Annotated in this window: 21 protein-coding genes and 1 riboswitch; of the genes, 9 read left to right on the forward strand and 12 right to left on the reverse strand. The window is 65.5% G+C overall.

Translation table 11 applies throughout. The annotated features are described in order from the left end of the window. The first annotated feature begins 73 nt into the window (after nt 1-73). From ACE04A_RS25340 to ACE04A_RS25365, 6 genes are all read left to right on the forward strand, one after another. On the forward strand, nt 74-748 hold the full coding sequence (locus tag ACE04A_RS25340; protein ID WP_448718307.1) for a 5-formyltetrahydrofolate cyclo-ligase: 675 nt from the start codon (nt 74-76) through the stop codon (nt 746-748). A gap of 219 nt (nt 749-967) precedes the next feature. After that, entirely contained in the window at nt 968-2,398 is a 1,431-nt protein-coding gene (locus tag ACE04A_RS25345) for a circularly permuted type 2 ATP-grasp protein (protein ID WP_100853887.1), read from the forward strand. 2 nt (nt 2,399-2,400) lie between these two features. Continuing rightward, complete coding sequence (locus tag ACE04A_RS25350) at nt 2,401-3,375, forward strand: alpha-E domain-containing protein (RefSeq protein WP_259251026.1); 975 nt, start codon at nt 2,401-2,403, stop codon at nt 3,373-3,375. Nucleotides 3,376-3,390: 15 nt separating this feature from the next. Next, nucleotides 3,391-4,194, forward strand: a complete 804-nt coding sequence (locus ACE04A_RS25355) for a transglutaminase family protein (RefSeq protein ID WP_485820658.1) — start codon at nt 3,391-3,393, stop codon at nt 4,192-4,194. Nucleotides 4,195-4,248: 54 nt separating this feature from the next. Next, nucleotides 4,249-5,112 carry a proteasome-type protease gene (locus ACE04A_RS25360; RefSeq protein ID WP_259251028.1) on the forward strand — a complete coding sequence of 288 codons (864 nt, stop codon included), beginning with the start codon at nt 4,249-4,251 and terminating at the stop codon, nt 5,110-5,112. A 225-nt stretch (nt 5,113-5,337) separates the two neighbouring features. Further along, entirely contained in the window at nt 5,338-6,336 is a 999-nt protein-coding gene (locus ACE04A_RS25365; RefSeq protein ID WP_259251029.1) for a tripartite tricarboxylate transporter substrate-binding protein, read from the forward strand. An 87-nt stretch (nt 6,337-6,423) separates the two neighbouring features. On the opposite strand, the gene metF is transcribed toward ACE04A_RS25365, so the two are convergent. From metF to ACE04A_RS25410, 9 genes are all read right to left on the reverse strand, one after another. Continuing rightward, nucleotides 6,424-7,266 (reverse strand): methylenetetrahydrofolate reductase [NAD(P)H], encoded by an 843-nt coding sequence (gene metF / locus ACE04A_RS25370; protein ID WP_259251030.1) that lies wholly within the window; start codon nt 7,264-7,266, stop codon nt 6,424-6,426. Then, complete coding sequence (locus tag ACE04A_RS25375) at nt 7,266-7,601, reverse strand: phage holin family protein (RefSeq protein ID WP_050446250.1); 336 nt, start codon at nt 7,599-7,601, stop codon at nt 7,266-7,268. The genes metF and ACE04A_RS25375 overlap by 1 nt, the downstream gene beginning before the upstream one ends. 123 nt (nt 7,602-7,724) lie before the next feature. Next, complete coding sequence (ahcY, locus tag ACE04A_RS25380; RefSeq protein WP_100853883.1) at nt 7,725-9,143, reverse strand: adenosylhomocysteinase; 1,419 nt, start codon at nt 9,141-9,143, stop codon at nt 7,725-7,727. Nucleotides 9,144-9,243: 100 nt separating this feature from the next. Beyond that, a riboswitch (S-adenosyl-L-homocysteine riboswitch) is annotated at nt 9,244-9,401 on the reverse strand. A 73-nt stretch (nt 9,402-9,474) separates the two neighbouring features. Next, on the reverse strand, nt 9,475-10,533 hold the full coding sequence (locus ACE04A_RS25385; protein ID WP_485820659.1) for a glycosyltransferase family 4 protein: 1,059 nt from the start codon (nt 10,531-10,533) through the stop codon (nt 9,475-9,477). 142 nt (nt 10,534-10,675) lie between these two features. Next, nucleotides 10,676-10,912 (reverse strand): DUF1289 domain-containing protein, encoded by a 237-nt coding sequence (locus tag ACE04A_RS25390; protein WP_050446170.1) that lies wholly within the window; start codon nt 10,910-10,912, stop codon nt 10,676-10,678. A gap of 79 nt (nt 10,913-10,991) precedes the next feature. Beyond that, nucleotides 10,992-11,879, reverse strand: a complete 888-nt coding sequence (locus ACE04A_RS25395) for an alpha/beta fold hydrolase (RefSeq protein ID WP_485820660.1) — start codon at nt 11,877-11,879, stop codon at nt 10,992-10,994. 21 nt (nt 11,880-11,900) lie between these two features. Further along, nucleotides 11,901-12,557, reverse strand: coding sequence for a 3-isopropylmalate dehydratase small subunit (leuD, locus tag ACE04A_RS25400; RefSeq protein ID WP_448718302.1), 657 nt, complete (start codon nt 12,555-12,557; stop codon nt 11,901-11,903). Further along, nucleotides 12,554-13,975 carry a 3-isopropylmalate dehydratase large subunit gene (gene leuC, locus ACE04A_RS25405; protein ID WP_259251034.1) on the reverse strand — a complete coding sequence of 474 codons (1,422 nt, stop codon included), beginning with the start codon at nt 13,973-13,975 and terminating at the stop codon, nt 12,554-12,556. The genes leuD and leuC overlap by 4 nt, the downstream gene beginning before the upstream one ends. A gap of 70 nt (nt 13,976-14,045) precedes the next feature. Next, nucleotides 14,046-15,029 carry a tripartite tricarboxylate transporter substrate binding protein gene (locus tag ACE04A_RS25410; RefSeq protein ID WP_279994282.1) on the reverse strand — a complete coding sequence of 328 codons (984 nt, stop codon included), beginning with the start codon at nt 15,027-15,029 and terminating at the stop codon, nt 14,046-14,048. 156 nt (nt 15,030-15,185) lie between these two features. Between ACE04A_RS25410 and ACE04A_RS25415 the strand changes: the two genes are divergently transcribed. The 3 genes from ACE04A_RS25415 (at nt 15,186) to ACE04A_RS25425 (ending at nt 17,450) form a co-directional block, all read left to right on the forward strand. After that, complete coding sequence (locus ACE04A_RS25415; RefSeq protein ID WP_448718301.1) at nt 15,186-16,109, forward strand: LysR family transcriptional regulator; 924 nt, start codon at nt 15,186-15,188, stop codon at nt 16,107-16,109. A gap of 72 nt (nt 16,110-16,181) precedes the next feature. Then, nucleotides 16,182-16,439, forward strand: a complete 258-nt coding sequence (relB, locus tag ACE04A_RS25420; RefSeq protein ID WP_050446164.1) for a type II toxin-antitoxin system RelB family anti-toxin — start codon at nt 16,182-16,184, stop codon at nt 16,437-16,439. Nucleotides 16,440-16,442: 3 nt separating this feature from the next. Next, nucleotides 16,443-17,450 carry a type II toxin-antitoxin system HipA family toxin gene (locus ACE04A_RS25425; protein ID WP_448718300.1) on the forward strand — a complete coding sequence of 336 codons (1,008 nt, stop codon included), beginning with the start codon at nt 16,443-16,445 and terminating at the stop codon, nt 17,448-17,450. A gap of 10 nt (nt 17,451-17,460) precedes the next feature. Here ACE04A_RS25425 and ACE04A_RS25430 read toward each other — a convergent pair whose 3' ends face one another. From ACE04A_RS25430 to ACE04A_RS25440, 3 genes are all read right to left on the reverse strand, one after another. Further along, entirely contained in the window at nt 17,461-18,102 is a 642-nt protein-coding gene (locus tag ACE04A_RS25430; protein ID WP_050446162.1) for a flavin reductase family protein, read from the reverse strand. Nucleotide 18,103: 1 nt separating this feature from the next. Then, nucleotides 18,104-18,880 (reverse strand): GntR family transcriptional regulator, encoded by a 777-nt coding sequence (locus tag ACE04A_RS25435; protein WP_259251040.1) that lies wholly within the window; start codon nt 18,878-18,880, stop codon nt 18,104-18,106. An 82-nt stretch (nt 18,881-18,962) separates the two neighbouring features. Next, a complete protein-coding gene (locus ACE04A_RS25440) occupies nt 18,963-19,925 on the reverse strand; it encodes a polysaccharide deacetylase family protein (protein WP_448718299.1) in 963 nt (320 codons plus the stop codon). Between the last annotated feature and the right edge of the window lie 107 nt (nt 19,926-20,032).

Genomic DNA, 20,032 nt, shown 5'->3' on the forward strand with positions numbered 1-20,032 from the left:
GCCTTGCACGTCCGATGCCAGCAGCTTTGCTTTCATCTTCGCCTTCATTGTTCACCCCCATTACAGCCACTGCATGACTACGCAAAATACTCCAGAGGATACCGCAGTCCAGCACCGTACGCGATTGCGGAAACTGCGTGCCGAAATGCCCGAAGACCAGCGCAGCCGCGGCGGTTTGCTGATGCGCGCGCGGCTGTTCACCTGGCTGAACGTGGCCCGCGACGAGGCCGTGCGCGCGGGCCGCCCGGCGCCCGCCACCGTGGCCGCGTTCTGGCCCCTGGAAGGCGAACCCGACCTGCGCCCGCTACTGACGCAATGGGTGGAAAACGGCGTGGCCGTGGCGCTGCCCGTGGTGCGCGAGCGCAATGCCCCGCTGGCCTTCCTGCCCTGGACCCCCGATGCCGAGCTTCGCGCCGGCCCGTACGGCATCCAGGAACCCGTGGCCGGCCCCGACGTGCTGCCGGACGTGGTCCTGGTACCCACGCTGGGTTACACGGAACACGGCGACCGCCTGGGTTACGGCGCGGGCTACTACGACCGCACGCTGGCCGCCTTGCGCGACCGGGGCCACCCCTTCATCACCATCGGCATCGCCTGGAGCTGCGGCGAGCTGGACGCCGACTACCAGGCCGCCCCGCACGACTTCCCGCTGGACGCCGTGCTGACCCAGGACGGCTGGGTACCCGAGGCGCCACTTTCGCATGGAACCACGGGCGGCACCACCCTGCATACGTTCCGCATGAACTGACGCACCAGAACCGCCCGGCGGCGCGCACCAAAGCGGTGCCATCAACCGCCGAGGGGATGGTGTTTCAGCGCCCTTGAGAGGATATTTCCCCAAAGGCGTGTCCCCAAAAGCTGGCACGCGGGTTGCTTATTAGTTTGTGACCGGCCGAGCATTGGCCGGGTTGACCGCGTGCAAGCCGGCCACCCACAAGCCGGCAGCAAGCACAGCATCGGAGGAGCCATGAAGGACAGAACATCCCGTCCCGCCGCTTATGACGAAATGCGCCAAGGCGCAGGCGGCATCCGCTCCCAGTACCAGGCGTTCGAACGCTGGCACCAAGAGCAATCGGCTGAAGCCATGGCCGTGCGCCGCCTGGAAGCCGACCTGAGCTTTCGCCGGGTCGGCATTACTTTTTCGGTCGCGGGCGACGCCGCCGGCACCGAACGCCTGATCCCGTTCGACCTGATCCCCCGGATCATTCCCGCCGACGAATGGCGGCACCTGGAAGCCGGCCTGAAGCAGCGCGTGCGCGCGCTGAACATGTTCATCCACGACATCTATCACGGCCACGACATCGTGCGCGCGGGCATCGTGCCGGCCGAACAGGTCTTCCTGAACGCCCAGTACCGCCCCGAAATGCAGGACGTGGACGTGGCCGAGGACATCTACTGCCACATCGCCGGCGTGGACATCGTGCGGGCCGGCGCGGGCGAATTCTATGTGCTGGAAGACAACCTGCGCGTGCCATCGGGCGTGTCCTACATGCTTGAAAACCGCAAGATGTCGATGCGCTTGATGCCCGACGCCTTCAGCCGCATCAAGGTCGAACCCGTGGCGCACTACCCCGACCTGCTGCTGGACAACCTGCGCGAAGTCGCCCCGCATGGTGGCGACGACCCCACCGTGGTGGTGTTGACGCCCGGCATGTACAACTCGGCCTACTTCGAACACGCCTTCCTCGCGCAGCAGATGGGCGTGGAGCTGGTCGAAGGACAAGACCTGTTCGTCGAACAAAACACCGTCTACATGCGCACCACGCAAGGCCCGCGCAAGGTGGACGTCATCTACCGCCGCCTGGACGACGACTTTCTAGACCCGCTGTCGTTTCGCGCCGATTCCGCCCTGGGCGTGCCCGGACTGCTGTCGGTGTATCGCGCCGGCCGCGTCACGCTGGCCAACGCCATCGGCACCGGCATCGCCGACGACAAGTCCACCTATCTCTACGTGCCCGACATGATTCGGTTCTACCTCAGCGAAGAACCCATCCTGTCCAACGTGCCGACCTGGCGCTGCGGCCGGCCCAGCGAGCTTTCCCACGTGCTGGCCAACATGCACGAGCTGGTGGTGAAGGAAGTGCACGGCGCCGGCGGCTACGGCATGCTGGTGGGTCCGTCGGCCAGCCATGCCGAGATCGACGCCTTCAAGGACCGCGTGCGCGCCAACCCCAGCAACTACATCGCTCAGCCCACGCTGGCGCTGTCCACCGTGCCCACCTACGTTGAATCCGGCGTGGCGCCGCGCCACGTGGATCTGCGCCCCTACGTGCTGTGCGGCAAAGACATCCGCACGGTGCCCGGCGGCCTGTGCCGCGTGGCGCTGACCGAAGGCTCGCTGGTGGTCAACAGCAGCCAGGGCGGCGGCACCAAAGACACCTGGGTTCTGGAGGACTGAACATGCTGAGCCGTACCGCCGACAACCTGTTCTGGATGTGCCGCTACATTGAGCGCGCTGAAAACACCGCGCGCATGCTGGACGTGAACCTGCAGATGTCGCTGCTGCCGCAAGACACGCAAACGCGCGAAGGCTCGTGGCTGGGCGTGCTGCGCATCTCTGAACTACAAGGGCTATATCAAAGCAAGTACGCGTCCATCTCGCCGCACGACGTGCTGCAGTACATGGTGCGCGACCCGGAAAACGCCTCGTCCATCTATTCCTGCATGCGCGCCGCCCGCGAAAACGCGCGCGCCGTGCGCGGCAGCCTGACCACCGAAGTCTGGGAAACCTACAACACCACCTGGCTGGAACTTCTCAAGCACCTGCATACCGGCCTGTTGGAACGCAACCCCGGGGAATTCTTCGAATGGGTGAAGTTCCGCTCGCACCTGGCGCGTGGCGTCACCATCGGCACCATGCTCGAAGACGAGGCGCTGTACTTCCTGCGCATCGGCATGCATCTGGAACGCGCGGACAACACCGCCCGCATGCTGGACGTGAAGTTCCACGAACGCGGCAGCAACGGCACGATGGAGCCCCGTGGCGAACCCACCGGCACCGCCGCCTTGCAAAGCGAGTTCTATCGCTGGTCAGCGCTGCTGAGTTCTGTGTCCGGGCTTGAGATCTACCGCAAGGTGTATCGCGACGTCATCACGCCCGATCGCGTGGCCGAATTGCTGATCCTGCACCCCGACATGCCCCGTTCGCTACTGGCGTCGATGCGCGCGGTATCCGAGGACCTGGCGCGCGTATCGAACCAGCGCTCGACCGAAACCCAGCGGCGCGCGGGCATGCTGTGCGCCGAGCTGCAATTCGGCCGCGTCGAAGACATCCTGGATAGTGGCCTGCACCAATACCTGGACCATTTCCTGGACCGCATCAACGACCTGGGCAACCGGATCAGCCAGGACTTCCTGGTTCCGCTGTCGGCATAACCTGGAGACAGCACCATGAAACAGTTCATCACGCACATCACCCACTACCGCTACACCGCGCCGGTCACCTACAGCATCCAGACCCTGCGCCTGACACCGCGCGACGACGAGCACCAGCGCCTGCTGCGCTGGAACATCGAAGCACCGGGCGCGCTGGAAAAGCAGGTGGACGCCTACGGCAACATCACGCACACGCTGACCTTGAACCGGCCCCACACCGATATTGAATTGCGCGTCGTGGGGCAGGTGCAGGTGGCGCCGTTGACGCGCGGCCTGCTGGGTGGCGAAGACAGCCGCCTGCCGGTCCACGCCTATTGCGTGCAGACGTCGTTGACGCAAGCCGACGACACGATTCTTGCCTTTGTGCGCAGCGTGCTGCCCAACGGCATCACCACCCCGGACGACATCCTGGCGCTGGCCAACGCCATCAGCGACCGGGTCGCCTACGAGCCCGGCACCACCGACCTCACCACCGCCGCCAACCAGGTCCTGGCAATGGGCCACGGCGTATGCCAGGACCACGCCCACCTGTTCCTGGCCTGCGTGCGCGGCCTGGGCGTGCCCGCCCGCTACGTCAGCGGCTACGTGCACACCACCACCGAACACTCGGCCAGCCATGCCTGGGCCGACGTATGGCTGGCCGATATCGGCTGGACCAGCGTCGACATCACCAACCGCCAGTTCGCCTCGGACAGCCATTGCCGGCTGGCCGTGGCGCGCGACTATGACTCGGCCTCGCCGGTGCGCGGCGTGCGCAGCGGCGGCGGCGAGGAATCCATGGAGATCAGCGTGCAGGTGCAGACGTCCGGCCAGCAATAACCGCCGCGCCCGCGCCGCAATACAATGCGGCGTGGTTTCTCCAAATTTTCGATCATGACCTACTGCGTAGCCGCCCGCCTTGACGCTGGCCTGGTATTTCTCTCTGACTCCCGCACCAATGCGGGCGTCGACCAGATCAGCGTTTTCCGAAAAATGACCGTCTTCGAACGACCGGGCGAGCGCGTCATGGTCATGATGACTTCCGGCAACCTGGCGGTCAGCCAGGCCGTGCTGCATGCCCTGGCCCGCCAGCACGAGGAAGGCGGCGACACCATCTGGACCGCCACCGACATGTTCGAGGCCACCCGCTGCGTGGGCGCCGCCGTGCGCGAGGTTTATCAGCGCGAAGCCCCTGCCCTGCATGAGCAAGGCGTGGACTTCAACGTCAGCATCATTTTCGGGGGACAGATCGGCGCCGAACGCTGCCGCCTGTTCCAGGTTTACGCGGCCGGCAATTTCATTGAAGCCGGCCAGGAATGCCCGTACTTCCAGATCGGCGAAGCCAAGTACGGCAAGCCCATCCTGGACCGCGTGCTACGCCCCGACACGTCGCTGGACGAAGCCGCCAAGTGCGCGCTGATTTCCATGGACTCGACCTTGCGGTCGAACATTTCCGTGGGCCTGCCGCTGGACTTGCTTGTGTATGACACCAACGCCCTGCGCGTGACGCACTTTGCCAGCATCGACGAAAACAACGAATACTTCCGCATGATCCGCGGCACCTGGGGCGAACGCCTGCGCCAGGTTTTCGCCGAGATCCCCGACCCGCTCTGGACCAACCCGGACGACCCCAGCTCACTGGTGCCCTTGAGCCGCGTGCACCAGCCGCTGCGCATTGAACCGGTGAACGCGCCCGAACCCAGCTACCCCACGCCGCAGGTGCTGGCGCAAGATCCGGGCAAAGACCAGGCGAGTTAAAGACCCGCCGCATTACATAGCGGCGGCTGTCTCGCCCCGAGTTGAGCAAGCGCGCGTAACCCCCTGGGTTGCCCCCCGCGTTTCCCCCCCTTTCCACTTGCTGAAACCCGGCTTGTGAAACGGCGAATTCTCATCCTTGGCTACACGGGCCACACTGGTTGCGGCCTGCATTGCGCATGATCGTTGACGCATGCGGGCACGAGAAAAAACCACAAGGAGCGAGACATGCCCAATTACTTCGGGCGCGCGGCAACGCGCGCAGCCTGGCCCGTGCTGGCCCTGTCATGCCTTGCCTGGGGATCCGCCAGCGCGCAGGGCGCCTACCCCAACCACCCTATTTCGCTGGTGGTGCCGTTCGCGGCCGGCGGGCCGACCGATGTGGTCGCGCGCAGCCTGGGCGCGTCCATGGCCAAGACGTTGGGGCAAAGTGTCGTGATCGAAAATCGCACCGGCGCGGGCGGCACACTGGCCTCGCAGCACGTGGCGCGCGCCGCGCCCGACGGCTACACCTTCCTGATCCATCACAACGGCATGGCGACCGCGCCGGCGCTCTACCGCAAGCTGTCGTACAACCCGCTGACGGACTTCGCCTACGTTGGCCAGGTGGCGGACGTGCCCATGACCTTGCTGGGCCGCAAGGACTTGCCGGCCGACGGCATGACGGGCTTTATCAAGTACGCGCGCGAAAACGGCAACAAGATCAACCTGGCCAACGCCGGGCTGGGCGCCGTATCGCAGTTATGCGGCATGCTGCTGCAGGAAGCGCTGGGCGTGCAATTCACCACGGTCCCCTATGCCGGCACGGCCCCCGCCATGACGGCGCTGCTGGGCGGCCAGGTGGATGTGCTGTGCGACCAGACCACGCAGACCATCCCGCAGATCAAGGCCGACCGCGTGAAGCTGTTCGGCGTCACCACGCTGGACCGCATCAAGACGCTGCCCGATGCACCGACCTTGCAGGAAGCCGGCTTGAAGGGGTTCGAGGTAAAGGTCTGGCACGGCGTCTATGCGCCCAAGGGCACGCCGCCCGAAGCCATCAACAAGTTCAACGCGGCGCTGCGCGCGGCGCTGAAAGACCCGACGTTCACGCAGAAAATGGCAGAACTGGGCGCCGACATCGTGCCGGAATCGAAGCAGACGCCAGAAGGCCTGCAAACCTGGCTGCAATCCGAAATCAACAAATGGGGCGTCGTCATCCGCAAGGCAGGCGTCTACGCGGATTAAACCCAGACCGTGAATGATGGGTTGCGCGCGGCGCGGCATCGTGTTCTTTTGCCGGGTCGCGCGCGCTTCACCCATCCTACGCAAGCTTTACAGCGCCAGTTCCTTCCACACCGCAAGCGGTGCTTCTGCCTGGTTCAGCGTATAAAAATGCAAACCCGGCGCGCCGTTGTCCAGCAGGGTCTGGCACAACTCGGTCACCACATCCACGCCAAAGGCGCGGATGGACGCTTTATCGTCACCAAACTCCGCCAACCGCAGGCGAATCCAGCGCGGCACTTCCGCGCCGCACATTTCCGAAAAGCGCAGCAGTTGCGTGTGGTTCGTGATGGGCATGATGCCCGGCACGATCGGCACGTTCACGCCCTTGGCCTGGGCCCGGTCGACGAAGTCGAAGTAGGCGTCGGCGTTGAAGAAGTACTGCGTGATGGCGGCATTGGCGCCGGCCTTCACCTTGGCCACGAAATGATCCAGGTCAGCCGACGGGTTGGCGGCTTGCGGGTGCATTTCGGGATAGGCGGCCACTTCGATGTGGAACCAGTCGCCGGTTTCCTCGCGGATGAACGACACCAGCTCGCTGGCGTAGCGCAGCTCGCCCGCGTCGCCGCCCATGCCCGAGGGCAGGTCGCCGCGCAGGGCGACCACGCGCCGCACGCCTTCGCTTTTGTACGTCTGGAGTATGTCGCGCAGATCCTGGCGCGTGGCGCCCACGCAAGACAAGTGAGGCGCCGCATCGCAACCCAGGTTGCGCAACGTGCGCACGGCGTCGGCCGTGCCGGCGCGCGTGGAACCACCCGCGCCGAAGGTCACGCTGACGTACTTGGGCTGAATGGCCAGCATCTGCTTGGCCGCGCGCACCAGCCGCTCTTGGCCGGCCAGGTCGCGCGGAGGAAAGAACTCCAGGCTGAAAGCAGGGGAAGTCGAGTCAGACATTAGGGGATCAGTTTGGTAAGCAGGCCAGAGATGATGCTGTACAGAATGGCACCGCCCACGGCCCACCAGAACCCGTTGACCTGGAAGCCCTTCAGCACGGAGCCGACGAACCAGAACAACAAGGCGTTGATGACGATAAGGAAGAGCCCGAGCGTGACGATCGTGATGGGCAAGGTAAGCAACACCAGCACCGGCTTGACCAGCATGTTGACCAGGCCCAGCACCAACGCCGCGATCAGCGCTGAACCGAAACTGGCCACGACGATACCGGGCAAGAGGTAGGCGACGGCCAGCAGGGCCACCGCGTTCAGGATCCAGACGAGTATCAGTGCCACCATGTTCGAACTCCTGTGTTGACGCGCCGCGGCCTGGTTTTAACTGGGTGAAAACCAGGTTCACCCGCGGCTTGGAAACCCGCGCCAACATGGCGCGGCATTTCCTATTGTGCTTTCAACCAATCAATAGCGGTAGTGCTCGGGCTTGAAGGGGCCTTCGACCGGCACGTTGATGTAGTCGGCCTGATCCTTGCGCAGCGTCGTCAGCTTCACGCCCAGCTTCTTCAAGTGCAGGCGGGCAACCTTTTCGTCCAGGTGCTTGGGCAGCACATAGACTTCGCCCGACTTGTAGGCTTCGTTGCGCGTGAACAGTTCGATCTGGGCGATGGTCTGGTTGGCGAACGACGACGACATCACGAACGACGGGTGGCCGGTGGCGCAACCCAGGTTCACCAGGCGGCCTTGGGCCAGCAGGATGATGCGCTTGCCGTCCGGGAAGATCACGTGATCAACCTGCGGCTTGATTTCTTCCCACTGGCAGTCAGCCAGGCCGGCAACGTCGATTTCGTTATCGAAGTGGCCGATGTTGCAGACGATCGCCTGGTCCTTCATGGCGTTCATGTGCTCGCGCGTGATGACGTGGTAGTTGCCGGTGGCGGTAACGAAGATGTCGCCATGGACAGCGGCTTCTTCCATCGTCACGACCTTGAAGCCTTCCATCGCGGCTTGCAGGGCGCAGATCGGGTCGATTTCGGTAACCCAGACTTGGGCGCGCAAGGCGACCAGCGCCTGGGCGCAGCCCTTGCCCACGTCGCCGTAACCGGCCACGACGGCGATCTTGCCGGCAACCATCACGTCGGTGGCGCGCTTGATGCCGTCCACCAGCGATTCACGGCAGCCGTACAGGTTGTCGAACTTGGACTTGGTGACCGAGTCGTTGACGTTGATGGCGGCAAAGGCCAGCTCGCCCTTTTGCGACATCTGGTACAGGCGATGCACGCCGGTCGTGGTTTCTTCCGTCACGCCCTTGATCTGCGCCAGGCGGGTGGAATACCACTTCGGATCACGCTTGAGCGTTTCCTTGATGGCGGCGAACAGGATGCGCTCTTCGTCGCTGCCCGGGTTGGCCAGCACCGAGATGTCTTTCTCGGCCTTGGTGCCCAGGTGCAGCATCAACGTGGCGTCGCCGCCGTCGTCGAGGATCATGTTGGCGTGCTGGCCATTGGGCCATTCGAAAATCTTGTGGGTGTACTGCCAGTACTCTTCCAGCGTTTCGCCCTTGACGGCGAAGACCGGCGTGCCGGACGCGGCGATGGCGGCGGCGGCGTGGTCTTGCGTGGAGAAGATGTTGCACGAGGCCCAGCGCACTTCGGCGCCCAGGGCCACCAGCGTTTCGATCAGCACGCCGGTCTGGATGGTCATGTGCAGGCTGCCGGCAATGCGCGCGCCCTTGAGCGGCTGCGCGGCGGCGAATTCTTCGCGGATGGCCATCAGGCCGGGCATTTCGGTTTCGGCGATGGCCAGTTCGCGACGGCCCCAGCCAGCCAGCGACAGGTCGGCAACCAGGTAATCGGAGAAGGATTTATCAGTAACAGCGTTCATGGTGTGTAGGCTCCACGTGAATATCGAACGGCGCACGATATGGCCGGACAACGCGAATACACCACGACAGTCGAGTGCTCGCCTTTCCCGCCATATGCGACAAAGGTGAGCGCCGTTGCTGTAGCGACGCGCAAGGCGCGGCGCTTGAACAAGGATTCCTGAGCCTGGCGAGCCGGGGTCCACGTGCTGTTGCACATTGCCGTTGCACTTACCGTGCATGGCGGGAACCGCTGGGTCGTCGCAACGCTCCTCAGGATTGCCGGGCATTGTACCGGTTCGGCACGGTGCGCGGAATTCCGTCCCTGAAAAAAACCAGGGAAAGATCAGTTCATCATTCCGCCCGCGCCGACGCGGCGCGGGAAGGGGATGCCGGCACTTGCGGCGGCACGGCCACCAGCGGCACCAGCGCATCCAGCAAGCTCGTCGCCACCGTGTCCCAGCTGCGGGTCAGCGCATGCGCCCGCACTGCGTCACGGTCCAGCGGCAGCGCGGCGCGGCAGGCTTGGGCCAGGTCGTCGTCCAGGCAGCCGGTGACGCCCTGGTTCACCACCGCCAGCGGCGCCTCGCTGCGAAACGCCGCCACGGGCGTGCCGCAAGCCATCGCCTCCAGCATCACCAGGCCGAACGTGTCGGTCAGGCTGGGAAACACGAACACATCGGCCGCGGCGTAGAACGAGGGCAGCGCGTCGTCCTGCTGCATGCCCAGGAAGACCGCATCGGGAAAGCGCTTTTTCAGCCGCGCCTCGTCCGGGCCCGCCCCCACCACCACCTTGCTGCCCGGCAAGTCCAGCGACAGAAAGGCATCCAGGTTCTTCTCGCGCGCCACGCGGCCCACGCTCAGAAAGACAGGGCGCGGCAGATGCGCGAATGCCTGGCTTCGGGTCGGCTGGAATTTGCGCGCGTCCACCCCGCGCGACCAGACCTGCAAGTTGCCCAGGCCACGACGCACCAGCACATCGCGCACCGTGGGCGTGGGCACCAGCACGCATTGCGAAGGCCGGTGGAACCAGCGCAGGTAGCGCCACGGCAAGGCGGCGGGGATGCCCATCCGCGCTTGCAGGTAGTCGGGGAACATGGTGTGGAATGACGTCGTGAATTGCCAGCCGCGCGACAGCGCCATGCGGCGCGCCGCCAGCCCCAGCGGGCCTTCGGTGGCAATGTGCAGCGCGTCGGGAATGGTTTCGCCCAGGATGCGGCGCAACTGCCGCCTGGGTTGCAGGCACAGACGTAGATCGGGCTCGGACGGCGCCGGCACGGTTCGGCTGCCCTCCGGGCTCACCACGATCAGCTCGTGGCCCCATTCATGCAGAATCTGCCGCATGGTCGTCCAGGTGCGGACGACGCCATTGACTTGCGGATGCCAGGCATCCGTAACCAGGACGATGCGCATGATAGGGCCGGAAGTGCGCCGCGTTTGCGGCGATACCGCGATTTAGCCCGTGCCATGTGACAGGGCCACGACACCAGGCCACGTTGGCCAGACCCGAAACAGCGGGGAAAAAAAATGGCCGGTAGACCCGGCCCGCCCCGCCTTAGTTGTTGCGCCGGGGATACCCCTGCGCCTTGATGCGCACCCAGACGTCGCGCTTTTCCTCTTCCGACATGAACACCCAGTTGGCGACTTCCATGGCCGTGCGGCCGCAGCCTCGGCAGATGTCGTCGAACAGGGTCGAGCACACGGCCACGCAGGGGGAGTCGGTTGCCTTGAAGACGCGCTGGGCGTCTTCAGGGTCGGGCAGTTCGGAAAGATCAGCGAAGTAACGATTCATGGGGCGAAGGTTACCACCCGGGCTGTGTCCCTTTATGGATAGCCCTATCGCCCACCAAGGCTAGCTTGACGGCGGCCGTTCAGCGCCATCCGAAGAACGCGCCGGCCTCTTGCAGCACGGCATCCGGGCATTCTTCGGCCAGGTAATGCGCCCCCGGCAAGGGGCCGCCCGAGACCTCGTCGGCAATCGCCTGCCATAGCGCCAGCACGTCGAAATTCTTGCCCACCGCCCCGCGCTCGCCCCAAAGCGCCCGCACCGGCATGCGCAGCCGCTCGCCCGAGGCGCGGCCGGCGCGGTCGTGCTCCAGGTCTATCGTGGCCGACGCGCGATAGTCTTCGCACAACCCGGTGGCCCAACCGGGCAAGCGGGCCGTGCGTTCGTATTCGGCCATCGCCTCGGTGGAAAAATGCACCAGGCCGCCGGGGCGTCCACCCATCACCGAACGCAGGTAGAAAACGGGGTCGTGCTCGATCATGGTTTCCGGACCGGGCGCGGGCTGAATCAACCAGAACCAATGGAAGTACGCCTGGGCGAAGGCGCGCGTGGTGCCTTCGTACATGTCCAGCGTCGGTGCGATATCCAGCAGCATCATGCGCGACACGGCGCCGGCATGGTCCAGCGCCAGCCGATGCGCCACGCGCGCGCCACGGTCATGCGCCAGCACCTCGAAACGCTCGTGGCCCAGCGCGCGCATCACCCCCAGCATGTCGGCGGCCATCTCGCGCTTGGAATGCGCGGCGTGGTCCGGCGAGGCCACGGGCTTGGTGCTGTCGCCATAGCCGCGCAGGTCGGCCGCCACGCAGGTGCGATGCCGGGTCAGCTCCGGCCACACGCGGTGCCAGATGGCGCTCGTTTGCGGATGGCCGTGCAGCAGCAGCAAGGGCGGACCCGACCCGTCGATGCGCGCGGCGATCTCAATGCCATTAGCCGGGATGCGGCGCACGGGCAGGTCGAAAAATGCGGTCATGGGTAGGGTCTCCTTGTGCGTTTATTGTCGAGCAGAATCCAGGCGGTCGCGGACCGTGCGCGCCACATCCTTCATCCACGGATGCCGCGCCCAGTGGGCGGCCTCGAAGAGCTCCACGTCAGGCAATTGCAACAGCGACGCGCCCACCAGGTCCTGGCCTTGGGCGAACATACGGCGGTGCCGCTCCGGCAAGGTAAAGCCCGCCGTCCAGCCGTCGGCGGCGCGGACCTGGCCCGCCATCACGTCGATGGCCACGCGGTGGTTCCCGGGCGCTTGCGTATTGGACACCCGCGCGAGCAAAGCGTCGACATCGGCGGGCGGCAGGCTGACCAGCAGCAAGCCATTGTTGACCGCATTGAAGTAGAAGATTTCGCCAAAGCTGGGCGCGATCACCGCGCGGATGCCGAACTGCTGCAAGCCCCACACCGCGTGCTCGCGACTGGACCCGCAGCCGAAGTTCGGGCCGGCCACCAGCACGGAGGTGCCCGCGTAAGCGTCCTGGTTCAGCACGAAATCCGCGCGCGGGGCGCCATGCTCGTCAAAGCGCAGGTCATACAGCAGGCCTCGGTCCAGCCCCGCCTTGTCGATGATGCGCAAGAACTGCTTGGGCATGATCTGGTCGGTGTCCAGGTTGGAGAACGGCAACGGCGCGGCGATGCCTTCAATCAGCGGATTCATTGGGTTTGGCTCCAGTCACGGACGTCAACAATGCGGCCGGCCAGCGCGGCGGCGGCGGCCATCGCCGGGCTCATCAGGTGCGTGCGGCCTGCCCGCCCCTGGCGTCCTTCGAAATTTCGGTTGGTGGTGGACGCGCAGCGCTCGCCCGGGCGCAGCACATCGTCGTTCATCGCCAGGCACATCGAACAGCCCGGTTGGCGCCATTCGAAACCCGCCTCGATCAGCAACGCCGCCAGGCCTTCGGCTTCGGCCTGCGCGCGCACCGCGCCAGAACCCGGCACGACCATGGCGCGCACGCCCGCCGCCACCTTCCTGCCCCGCACCAGTCCGGCCACCACGCGCAGGTCTTCAATACGCCCGTTGGTACAGGACCCAATGAACACGCGGTCCACCGGCACCCCGGCGATCGGCGCGCCGGGTTCCAGGCCGATATAGTCCATGGCCTTTTGCAGCGCCAGCCGGGCGAGTTGATCGGGTTCGGCTTGCGGGTCGGGCACACAACCCGTGACCGGCACCGCTTGATCGGGGCTGGTGCCCCAGGTGACGAACGGCGCGATGTCGGCGGCATGGAACACGTGTTCGGCGTCGAACACCGCGTCGGCATCGGTGCGCAGCGTGGCCCAGTACGCGCGCGCTTGCGCCAGCATGTCGCCCTGCAACTGCGGCGCGTGCGCGGTGACGTAGCCGTCGGTCGTGGCGTCCGGCGCGATCAGCGCGGCGCGCGCGCCGGCTTCCACCGTCATGTTGCACAGGGTCATGCGGGCCTCGGCCGACAAGGCGTCGATCGCCTCGCCGCAGAATTCCACCGCATGGCCGCGCGCGCCTTGCGCGCCGATGCGATGCACCAGATAAATCACCAGGTCCTTGGCGGACACGCCCGTGCCCAGTACGCCGTCGACCCGCACGCGCATGTTGCGCGCCACGCGGTACACCAGCGTCTGCGTGGCCAGGATGTGTTCGACTTCCGACGTGCCGATGCCAAAGCCCAACGCGCCCAGGGCGCCATAGGTGGTGGTGTGGCTGTCGCCGCACAGCACCACCATGCCGGGCAGGATCATGCCGTGCTCGGGCGCGATCACGTGCTCGATGCCCTGCAACGGGTCGGTCGTATCGAAGAGCGCGATGTGCTGCGCGTCGCAATTGCGTTTCAGGTTCACGGCCTGGCGCGACGACGCCTCATCGGCAATCACGCGCAGCGCCGACGGCACCGGGTGCGTGGGAATGATGTGGTCTACCACCGCCATCTGCTGCCCCGGCCGCAACACGTCGCGGCCGCGCGCGGCCAGTCCGCTGAAGGCTTGCGGGCTGGTGTATTCGTTCATGATGTGCAGATCCACGTACAGCAGAATGTGCTCGTCGTCGATGCGGGCCACCTCATGGCTGGCCACCAGTTTGTCGTACAGCGTCATGCGGGGCATGTCTTGCTTCCTTGAATTTGAGCGCCCGCGACAGGCGCGGGCGCGTCTTGCAATGGCTTCAATCAGGCAGTCAGTTGGCCTGAATACCGGCGTCCTTCACCACCTTGGCCCAGCGCGTCATTTCGGCGGCCACCATGTCGTCCGTCTTCGCGGGCGTCGACACCAGCGGCTCGAAGCCCTCTTTCTGCATGCGCGTGCTGAGCTCGGTCGATTGCAGGGCTTCGGCCAGCTTGGCGTTCAAGGTGTCGATAACCGGTTGCGGCGTGCCGGCCGGCGCGCTGACGACAAACCAGGTGTTGAACTCATAGCCCGGCAGGCCGGACTCGGCGATGGTCGGCACATCGGGCAACAGCGGCGAGCGCGTCGTGCCGGTCACGCCCAGGGCGCGCAGCTTCTTGCCGTCCACCTGCGGCTTGGCGGCGGACAACACCGGAAAACTCATCTGCACCTGGCCGCTGATGGTGTCCACCATGGCCGGACCGCCGCCCTTGTAGGGCACATGCAGGATCTGCGTCTTGGACACGGACTTGAACAATTCCGCCGCCATGTGGAAGGTGCTGCCGGTGCCGGCCGACCCAAAGCTCAGGTCATTCGCGGGGCGGGCGCGCACATAGGCCAGCAGTTCGCTGACGTTGGCCACGGGCAAGGCGTTCGTCACCGTCAGCACGTGCTGCGACGTGCCCACGGTGCCCACCGACCGCAGGTCTTTGCCCGTGTCGAACGGCATGGTCTTGAACAGTGCCGGGTTGATGGCCAGCGACATGGTGTTGATGCCCAGCGTGTAGCCGTTGGGCTGGGCGCGCGCCACGGCGGACATGCCGATGTTGCCGGACGCGCCGGCCCGGTTTTCGATGATCACGCTCTGCCCCAGCGCGCGGCCCCAGGCCTCCGAGATCAGGCGCGCGGCGATATCCACGCTGCCGCCAGGCGCAAAGGGCACGATCAGCGTGATCGCCCGATCAGGAAAGGCGTCGGCGGCAGTGGCCGGCGCGGTCCAACAGGCTGCAACGGCAAGGGCCGCGCACAGGGCGCCGGCTACGGGTTTGATGGTCATGCGGATGTCTCCTCGGTTGGCCGCGTGGTGGCGCAGTGGCACTGCGGCTCTATAGTGGAGCGGCCAGTTTATAGGCCGCTTGGGTCTTTATAATTCGCGGAAAAACTAAATCTTTATTAGATTTAATTTATAAATTGCCAACGCCTGGGGACTGCCATGGACGCCCTTTCCGATCTTGCTTTCTTTTCGCTGGTGGTCAAACACGGCAACCTGTCCGCCACGGCGCGCGAACTGGGCCTGACGCCGCCCGCCATCAGCGCCAGGCTGGCCCGGCTGGAGCAGCGCCTGGGCGTGCGGCTGCTGAACCGCACCACCCGGCGCGTCAGCGTTACCCAGGAAGGCGAGCTTTATCTCGCCGAAGGCGGGCGCATCCTGGCTGACCTTGAGGCGCTGGAACGCTCGGTGTCCAGCGCCCGCGCACAACCTCAGGGGCTGCTGCGGCTGAACGCCACGTTCGGCTTCGGCCGCGCGCACATCGTGCCGGCCGTCTCGGATTTCGCGCGCCAGTATCCCGATGTGGAAGTGCAGATGCGGCTGACGGACAGGCCCTTGAACCTGATCGAAGAAGGCTTCGACGTGGCCGTGCGCTTCGGCGACCTGCCCGACGCCCGCCTGACGGCCCGCAAGATCGCGTCCAACCGGCGGCTGCTGTGCGCGTCGCCCCGCTACCTGGACACCTACGGCGAACCCCGCACCCCGGGCGAACTGCAACGCCACCGCTGCATCGTGGTGCGCGAAAACGAGGTCGCCTACGGCACCTGGCGGCTGGAATCCGGCCAACGCACGGAAACCGTGAAAGTGCGCGGCCCGGTCAGTTCCAACGACGGCCAAAGCGCGCTGGAATGGGCGCTGGACGGCCACGGCATCGTCATGCGCTCGGAATGGGAAACCGCCGCCTACCTGCGCGACGGCCGACTGCGCGAAGTGCTGACCGACTGGCGCACGCCCGCCGCCGACATCCACGCGCTGTACCCCGAACGCCTGAACCTGCCGGCCAAGACGGTGGCGTTCGTGGATTTTCTGTCACAGCGCTTCGCGCGGTATTTGAAGGGGCCGGGCGGCGGAAATGCGGGCTGGTAATTGATCTTCGATGTAGCCTCAGGGCTACAAATTAGCTAGAATTAGCCAATTCTGATGCCCAGGGGCTACAAAATGACCACACTTGGCGATGTCGCGGAGATGCTGCGCTCGGCCCGCAAGGAAAGCGGCTTGTCGCAAGAGGAAATGGCCCGGCGCGCGGATGTCGCCCGAACCACGCTGACGCGCATGGAAAACCTGGCACGCAACGACATGAGCGTATCAGCGCTGGTGCGGCTGCTGGACGCAGCCGGCTACGATCTTAAAGTTGTCAAAGCTGGCCACCAGCGGACCTTGGAAGACATTTTGGCCGAACAACGGCGCGGGGAATAAGCCATGAAACTGGACGTCCACGTTCTCGGACGCCACGTCGCCAAGCTTTATCGCGAGGCAGACGAATACGTTCTCGATTATGTCCCTGACGCCCCCGACGACGCCTTCGTCAGTCTTACGATGCCAGTGCGCGAGGCGGCGTGGCGATGGCCCCGCGACTTGCACCCGTTCTTTCGCCAAAACTTGCCTGAAGGGCATCTGCTTGGCGTAATCCGCGAGCTGTTTGGCCCGCTCATGGATGGCACGGACTTATCCCTGCTTGCCGTCGTCGGCGCATCCGGTATTGGGCGCGTAGCCGTTACAGCGGAAGGCGCAACTCCTGGCGTGCCGTTACCGCCTCTGAATATCAAGGACCTGTTGACGGCCGAGAACACGGCGCCCCGCTTCGACGCGCTGGTGCGCGCGTATGCACGCAGCGCCATCTCAGGCGTGGTGCCCAAATTCCTGGCTCCCGACGGGGGTAGCCAAGGCGCCGCCGACCCGGAAAAAGCCACGTTGCGGACCCCGCAACACATCATCAAAGGGTCCGACGAGAGGACTCCCTATTTGGGATTCAACGAGTTCTTCACGCTGCGCGTATTGCGGCGCCTGAATGTCGTGCCCGTCGTCAATGCCCAGATGTCCGACGATGGCCGTGTGCTGGTCGTTGACCGCTTCGACGTCGATGCTGCCGGCCAGCCGATAAGCGGTGTGGAAGACGCTTGCAGCCTGCTCGGCCTGCCACCGCACGAAAAGTACGCCACGACCACCGAGCGCCTCTACAAGGCCACCCGCGAGTACGTTCCTTCGGCATCGCTGCGTGCGCAAAACCTGCACTTCGCTTGGCATCTGACCGTAGCCTGGACGCCGCGATTTCCGAGGCAGGCTACGAAGCCGCCGACGCACCCTTGGACACATCCCGCGTCATCGGACGGTCCGAAGGGCTGGCCGCGCGTTAGCCGGCCGCGCCTAAGCCGGCCGCGCCTAGCCGGCCGCGCCCAAGCACGCATAGCCGCGTCGATCCACAGCTAGCCCTCGTGCGTTAAATCTCATCAATCGCCGTACTCGCCGCCGTGCCCGCCGGCGCGTCGCCCGCGCCGATGGCGTAGCGGTCGCGCGTGGTGACGTAGAAGCTTGCGCCGAACCTGCCCACCGGGAAGTAATCCTGCAAGCGCACGCGCCAGGTTTCCGTGTCGATCAGGCCGTCGCGCGCGTGCAGCCAGCGCACCTGGCCGATGAAGATCTGGCGGCTGGCGGTTTCCATGGTTTCGTACAGCGTGCATTCGAACGCGACGGGGGCCTGCACGATGCGCGGCGGCTTGACGTGGTGGCTGGGCGCGGCGTCCAGGCCCGCGTGGGCCAGTTCGCTGACGTCGGCGGGCAGGCGGTCGCCGCAGCGGTGCATTTTTTCCGCCATGGCTTCGTCGGTCAAGTGCACCACGAATTCCTTGTCGCGGGCGATGTTGCGCGCCGTGTCCTTCAAGCCGCCGTCTTCCAGGCGGTTGATGCTGACCATGACGATGGGCGGATCTTCGCCCAGCATGTTGAACATGCTGAACGGCGCCGCGTTGACCACGCCGGTTTCGGACAAGGTGGTGATCAGCGCGATCGGGCGGGGCACGATCAGGCTGGCCATCAGCTTGTAGCGCTGGTATTCGGTGATTGCGTCGAAGTCGATTTCCATATCAGGCCAGTCCCAGCATCTGGGCAAGGGTTTGCGCGGGCTGCGGGCGCTCAAGGCTGATGCGCCGCTCCAGGTCCGCCAAGTGGTTGTCATTGATCTTCACGGCCTGGGCCACGTCGCCGCGTTCCATCAGGTCCACGATCAGCACGTGTTCGTCGTGTTCGCACGCGGCGTTGCCGGGCGGTTCGTACAGCGCCACGATGAGCGAGCAGCGCGACACCAGTTCGGCCAGATAGCCGTGCAGGATGGCGTTGCCGGAAAGCTCGCCCAGCCGCACGTGAAACGCGCTGGCCTGGCGCGCCCACGCGGGCTGGCCGGCGCGATGCAGCAAGGCGTGTTCATCGCGCAACTGCTTGCGCAGCGACGCATAGTCGGCCTTGGTGGCGCGCGCCACGGCCAAGGGCAGCAGCGCGGCTTCCAGCGCGCGGCGCGCCTGGAAGATCTGGCGCGTGTCTTCGGGCGTGGGTTCGGCCACCACGGCGCCCCGGTTGTGGTGCAGGTCCACCACGTGCTCGTGCGCCAAGCGCTGCAAGGCTTTGCGCGCTACCGAGCGCGACACGCCGAACAGCTCGCAGATCGCGGCCTCGGGCAGCTTCGTGCCGGGCGTCAGGCGCTGGCTCATGACGCTTTCATATACCGCTTCGCAGATGCGGCGTTCCATGTCGCTGTCGGGCGAGCCGTCGCCCGCGCTGGCGGCGCCCGCTACGGCGGGTTCGACGGCAATCGGTTTACGGGCAGCGGGCTTGGCGCGGGGTGTTGCGGGGCTTCGGGTTGGCATGCTGGACTCGGGGATAAACGTGCAAGACGGGCATTACGGGCATTACGGGCATCGGCGCGGTTCGAACGGGCGGATTGGCCCGTCAGAGCGCGGCGATCACGCCGGACGGCAGGCTGTCCACGTGACGGCAGATTTCTCCGGGCGTGGTGAACCAGATCTCGCCCCGGTCGCGCGCGGCCGCCAATGGCGCCAGCGCCCGTCGCAGATGCCGCAGGCGATACGGTTGCCCAACAATATAGGGATGCAGCGCGATGCCCATCACCAGCGGCTGGCGCAGCGCCTGCGCGCGCATCTCTTCGAACTGGTCAAGAATCATATCGGCAAAGTCGCGCGCGTCCATCTTGCGGCCCATGATCATCGGGATGTCGTTGAGTTCCTGCGGGTACGGAATGGCCCATAGCTCGCCTGCGCGCGTGCGCATGCGCATGGGCTGGTCGTCGTGGCACCAGTTGAGCGTGTAGCGGTAGCCGGCTTCGGCCAGCAGGTCGGGCGTGGCGCGGCTTTCCGATATCCAGGGTGACAGCCAGCCCGCGGGCGCCTCGCCGGCGTGTTGGGCAATGCGGTCGCGGCAATGCGCCAGCAGCGCGCTTTCCTCGGCTTCGGGCAAGCCGCCCTGCCGATGCGCGTTGCTGTAGCCGTGGCCGATCAGTTCGTCGCCACGTGCCAGGAAGGCGTCGATCAGGTCGGGGCAATGGTCATACAGCGCGGTGTTGATCAGCACGCCCGCGGGCAAGCGCAGTTCGTCAAACAATTCCAGGCAGCGCCACGCCCCCACGCGGTTGCCGTATTCGCGCCAGGCGTAGTTCAGCACGTCCGGATGCGGCGAAGCCGGCCCCAGTTCCGCCCCCAGCCCTTCGCCAAAGGCGAAATGCTCGATGTTGAAGCCCAGGTACACGGCCAGCCGCGCCCCGTTCGGCCAGGTGTAGTCCGGCCGACCGGCAATCGGTTGATAGGCAAAGCGGCCGTGGCAAGCCAGGGCCTCGGGGGTCCAGGCAGCGGCGTCGTCACGCCCCGGATTAGTGCCTGCAAGCAAGGTTGGGTTCATTTTGGTGCAAATCCTGATGCATGATTGTTAACAAAATTCTTGGTTCTTTGGAAACAAAACTCGGCTCTGACGCATACAAACCACGCCCAAAGACGCCACATCTCCCC

The organism is Achromobacter colocynthidis (genome assembly GCF_057334535.1).

What these genes read in the sequence shown, in the direction of transcription:
- ACE04A_RS25395 (WP_485820660.1), bottom strand. Translation starts at nt 11,879, where the DNA reads ATGACCGCATTTTTCGACCTGCCCGTGCGCCGCATCCCGGCTAATGGC.
- ahcY (WP_100853883.1), bottom strand. Translation starts at nt 9,143, where the DNA reads ATGAACGCTGTTACTGATAAATCCTTCTCCGATTACCTGGTTGCCGAC.
- ACE04A_RS25365 (WP_259251029.1), top strand. Translation starts at nt 5,338, where the DNA reads ATGCCCAATTACTTCGGGCGCGCGGCAACGCGCGCAGCCTGGCCCGTG.
- ACE04A_RS25425 (WP_448718300.1), top strand. Translation starts at nt 16,443, where the DNA reads ATGAAACTGGACGTCCACGTTCTCGGACGCCACGTCGCCAAGCTTTAT.
- ACE04A_RS25350 (WP_259251026.1), top strand. Translation starts at nt 2,401, where the DNA reads ATGCTGAGCCGTACCGCCGACAACCTGTTCTGGATGTGCCGCTACATT.
- ACE04A_RS25390 (WP_050446170.1), bottom strand. Translation starts at nt 10,912, where the DNA reads ATGAATCGTTACTTCGCTGATCTTTCCGAACTGCCCGACCCTGAAGAC.
- leuD (WP_448718302.1), bottom strand. Translation starts at nt 12,557, where the DNA reads ATGAATCCGCTGATTGAAGGCATCGCCGCGCCGTTGCCGTTCTCCAAC.
- relB (WP_050446164.1), top strand. Translation starts at nt 16,182, where the DNA reads ATGACCACACTTGGCGATGTCGCGGAGATGCTGCGCTCGGCCCGCAAG.
- metF (WP_259251030.1), bottom strand. Translation starts at nt 7,266, where the DNA reads ATGTCTGACTCGACTTCCCCTGCTTTCAGCCTGGAGTTCTTTCCTCCG.
- ACE04A_RS25435 (WP_259251040.1), bottom strand. Translation starts at nt 18,880, where the DNA reads ATGCCAACCCGAAGCCCCGCAACACCCCGCGCCAAGCCCGCTGCCCGT.
- ACE04A_RS25345 (WP_100853887.1), top strand. Translation starts at nt 968, where the DNA reads ATGAAGGACAGAACATCCCGTCCCGCCGCTTATGACGAAATGCGCCAA.
- ACE04A_RS25355 (WP_485820658.1), top strand. Translation starts at nt 3,391, where the DNA reads ATGAAACAGTTCATCACGCACATCACCCACTACCGCTACACCGCGCCG.
- ACE04A_RS25415 (WP_448718301.1), top strand. Translation starts at nt 15,186, where the DNA reads ATGGACGCCCTTTCCGATCTTGCTTTCTTTTCGCTGGTGGTCAAACAC.
- ACE04A_RS25340 (WP_448718307.1), top strand. Translation starts at nt 74, where the DNA reads ATGACTACGCAAAATACTCCAGAGGATACCGCAGTCCAGCACCGTACG.
- ACE04A_RS25430 (WP_050446162.1), bottom strand. Translation starts at nt 18,102, where the DNA reads ATGGAAATCGACTTCGACGCAATCACCGAATACCAGCGCTACAAGCTG.
- ACE04A_RS25385 (WP_485820659.1), bottom strand. Translation starts at nt 10,533, where the DNA reads ATGCGCATCGTCCTGGTTACGGATGCCTGGCATCCGCAAGTCAATGGC.
- ACE04A_RS25410 (WP_279994282.1), bottom strand. Translation starts at nt 15,029, where the DNA reads ATGACCATCAAACCCGTAGCCGGCGCCCTGTGCGCGGCCCTTGCCGTT.
- ACE04A_RS25360 (WP_259251028.1), top strand. Translation starts at nt 4,249, where the DNA reads ATGACCTACTGCGTAGCCGCCCGCCTTGACGCTGGCCTGGTATTTCTC.
- leuC (WP_259251034.1), bottom strand. Translation starts at nt 13,975, where the DNA reads ATGCCCCGCATGACGCTGTACGACAAACTGGTGGCCAGCCATGAGGTG.
- ACE04A_RS25440 (WP_448718299.1), bottom strand. Translation starts at nt 19,925, where the DNA reads ATGAACCCAACCTTGCTTGCAGGCACTAATCCGGGGCGTGACGACGCC.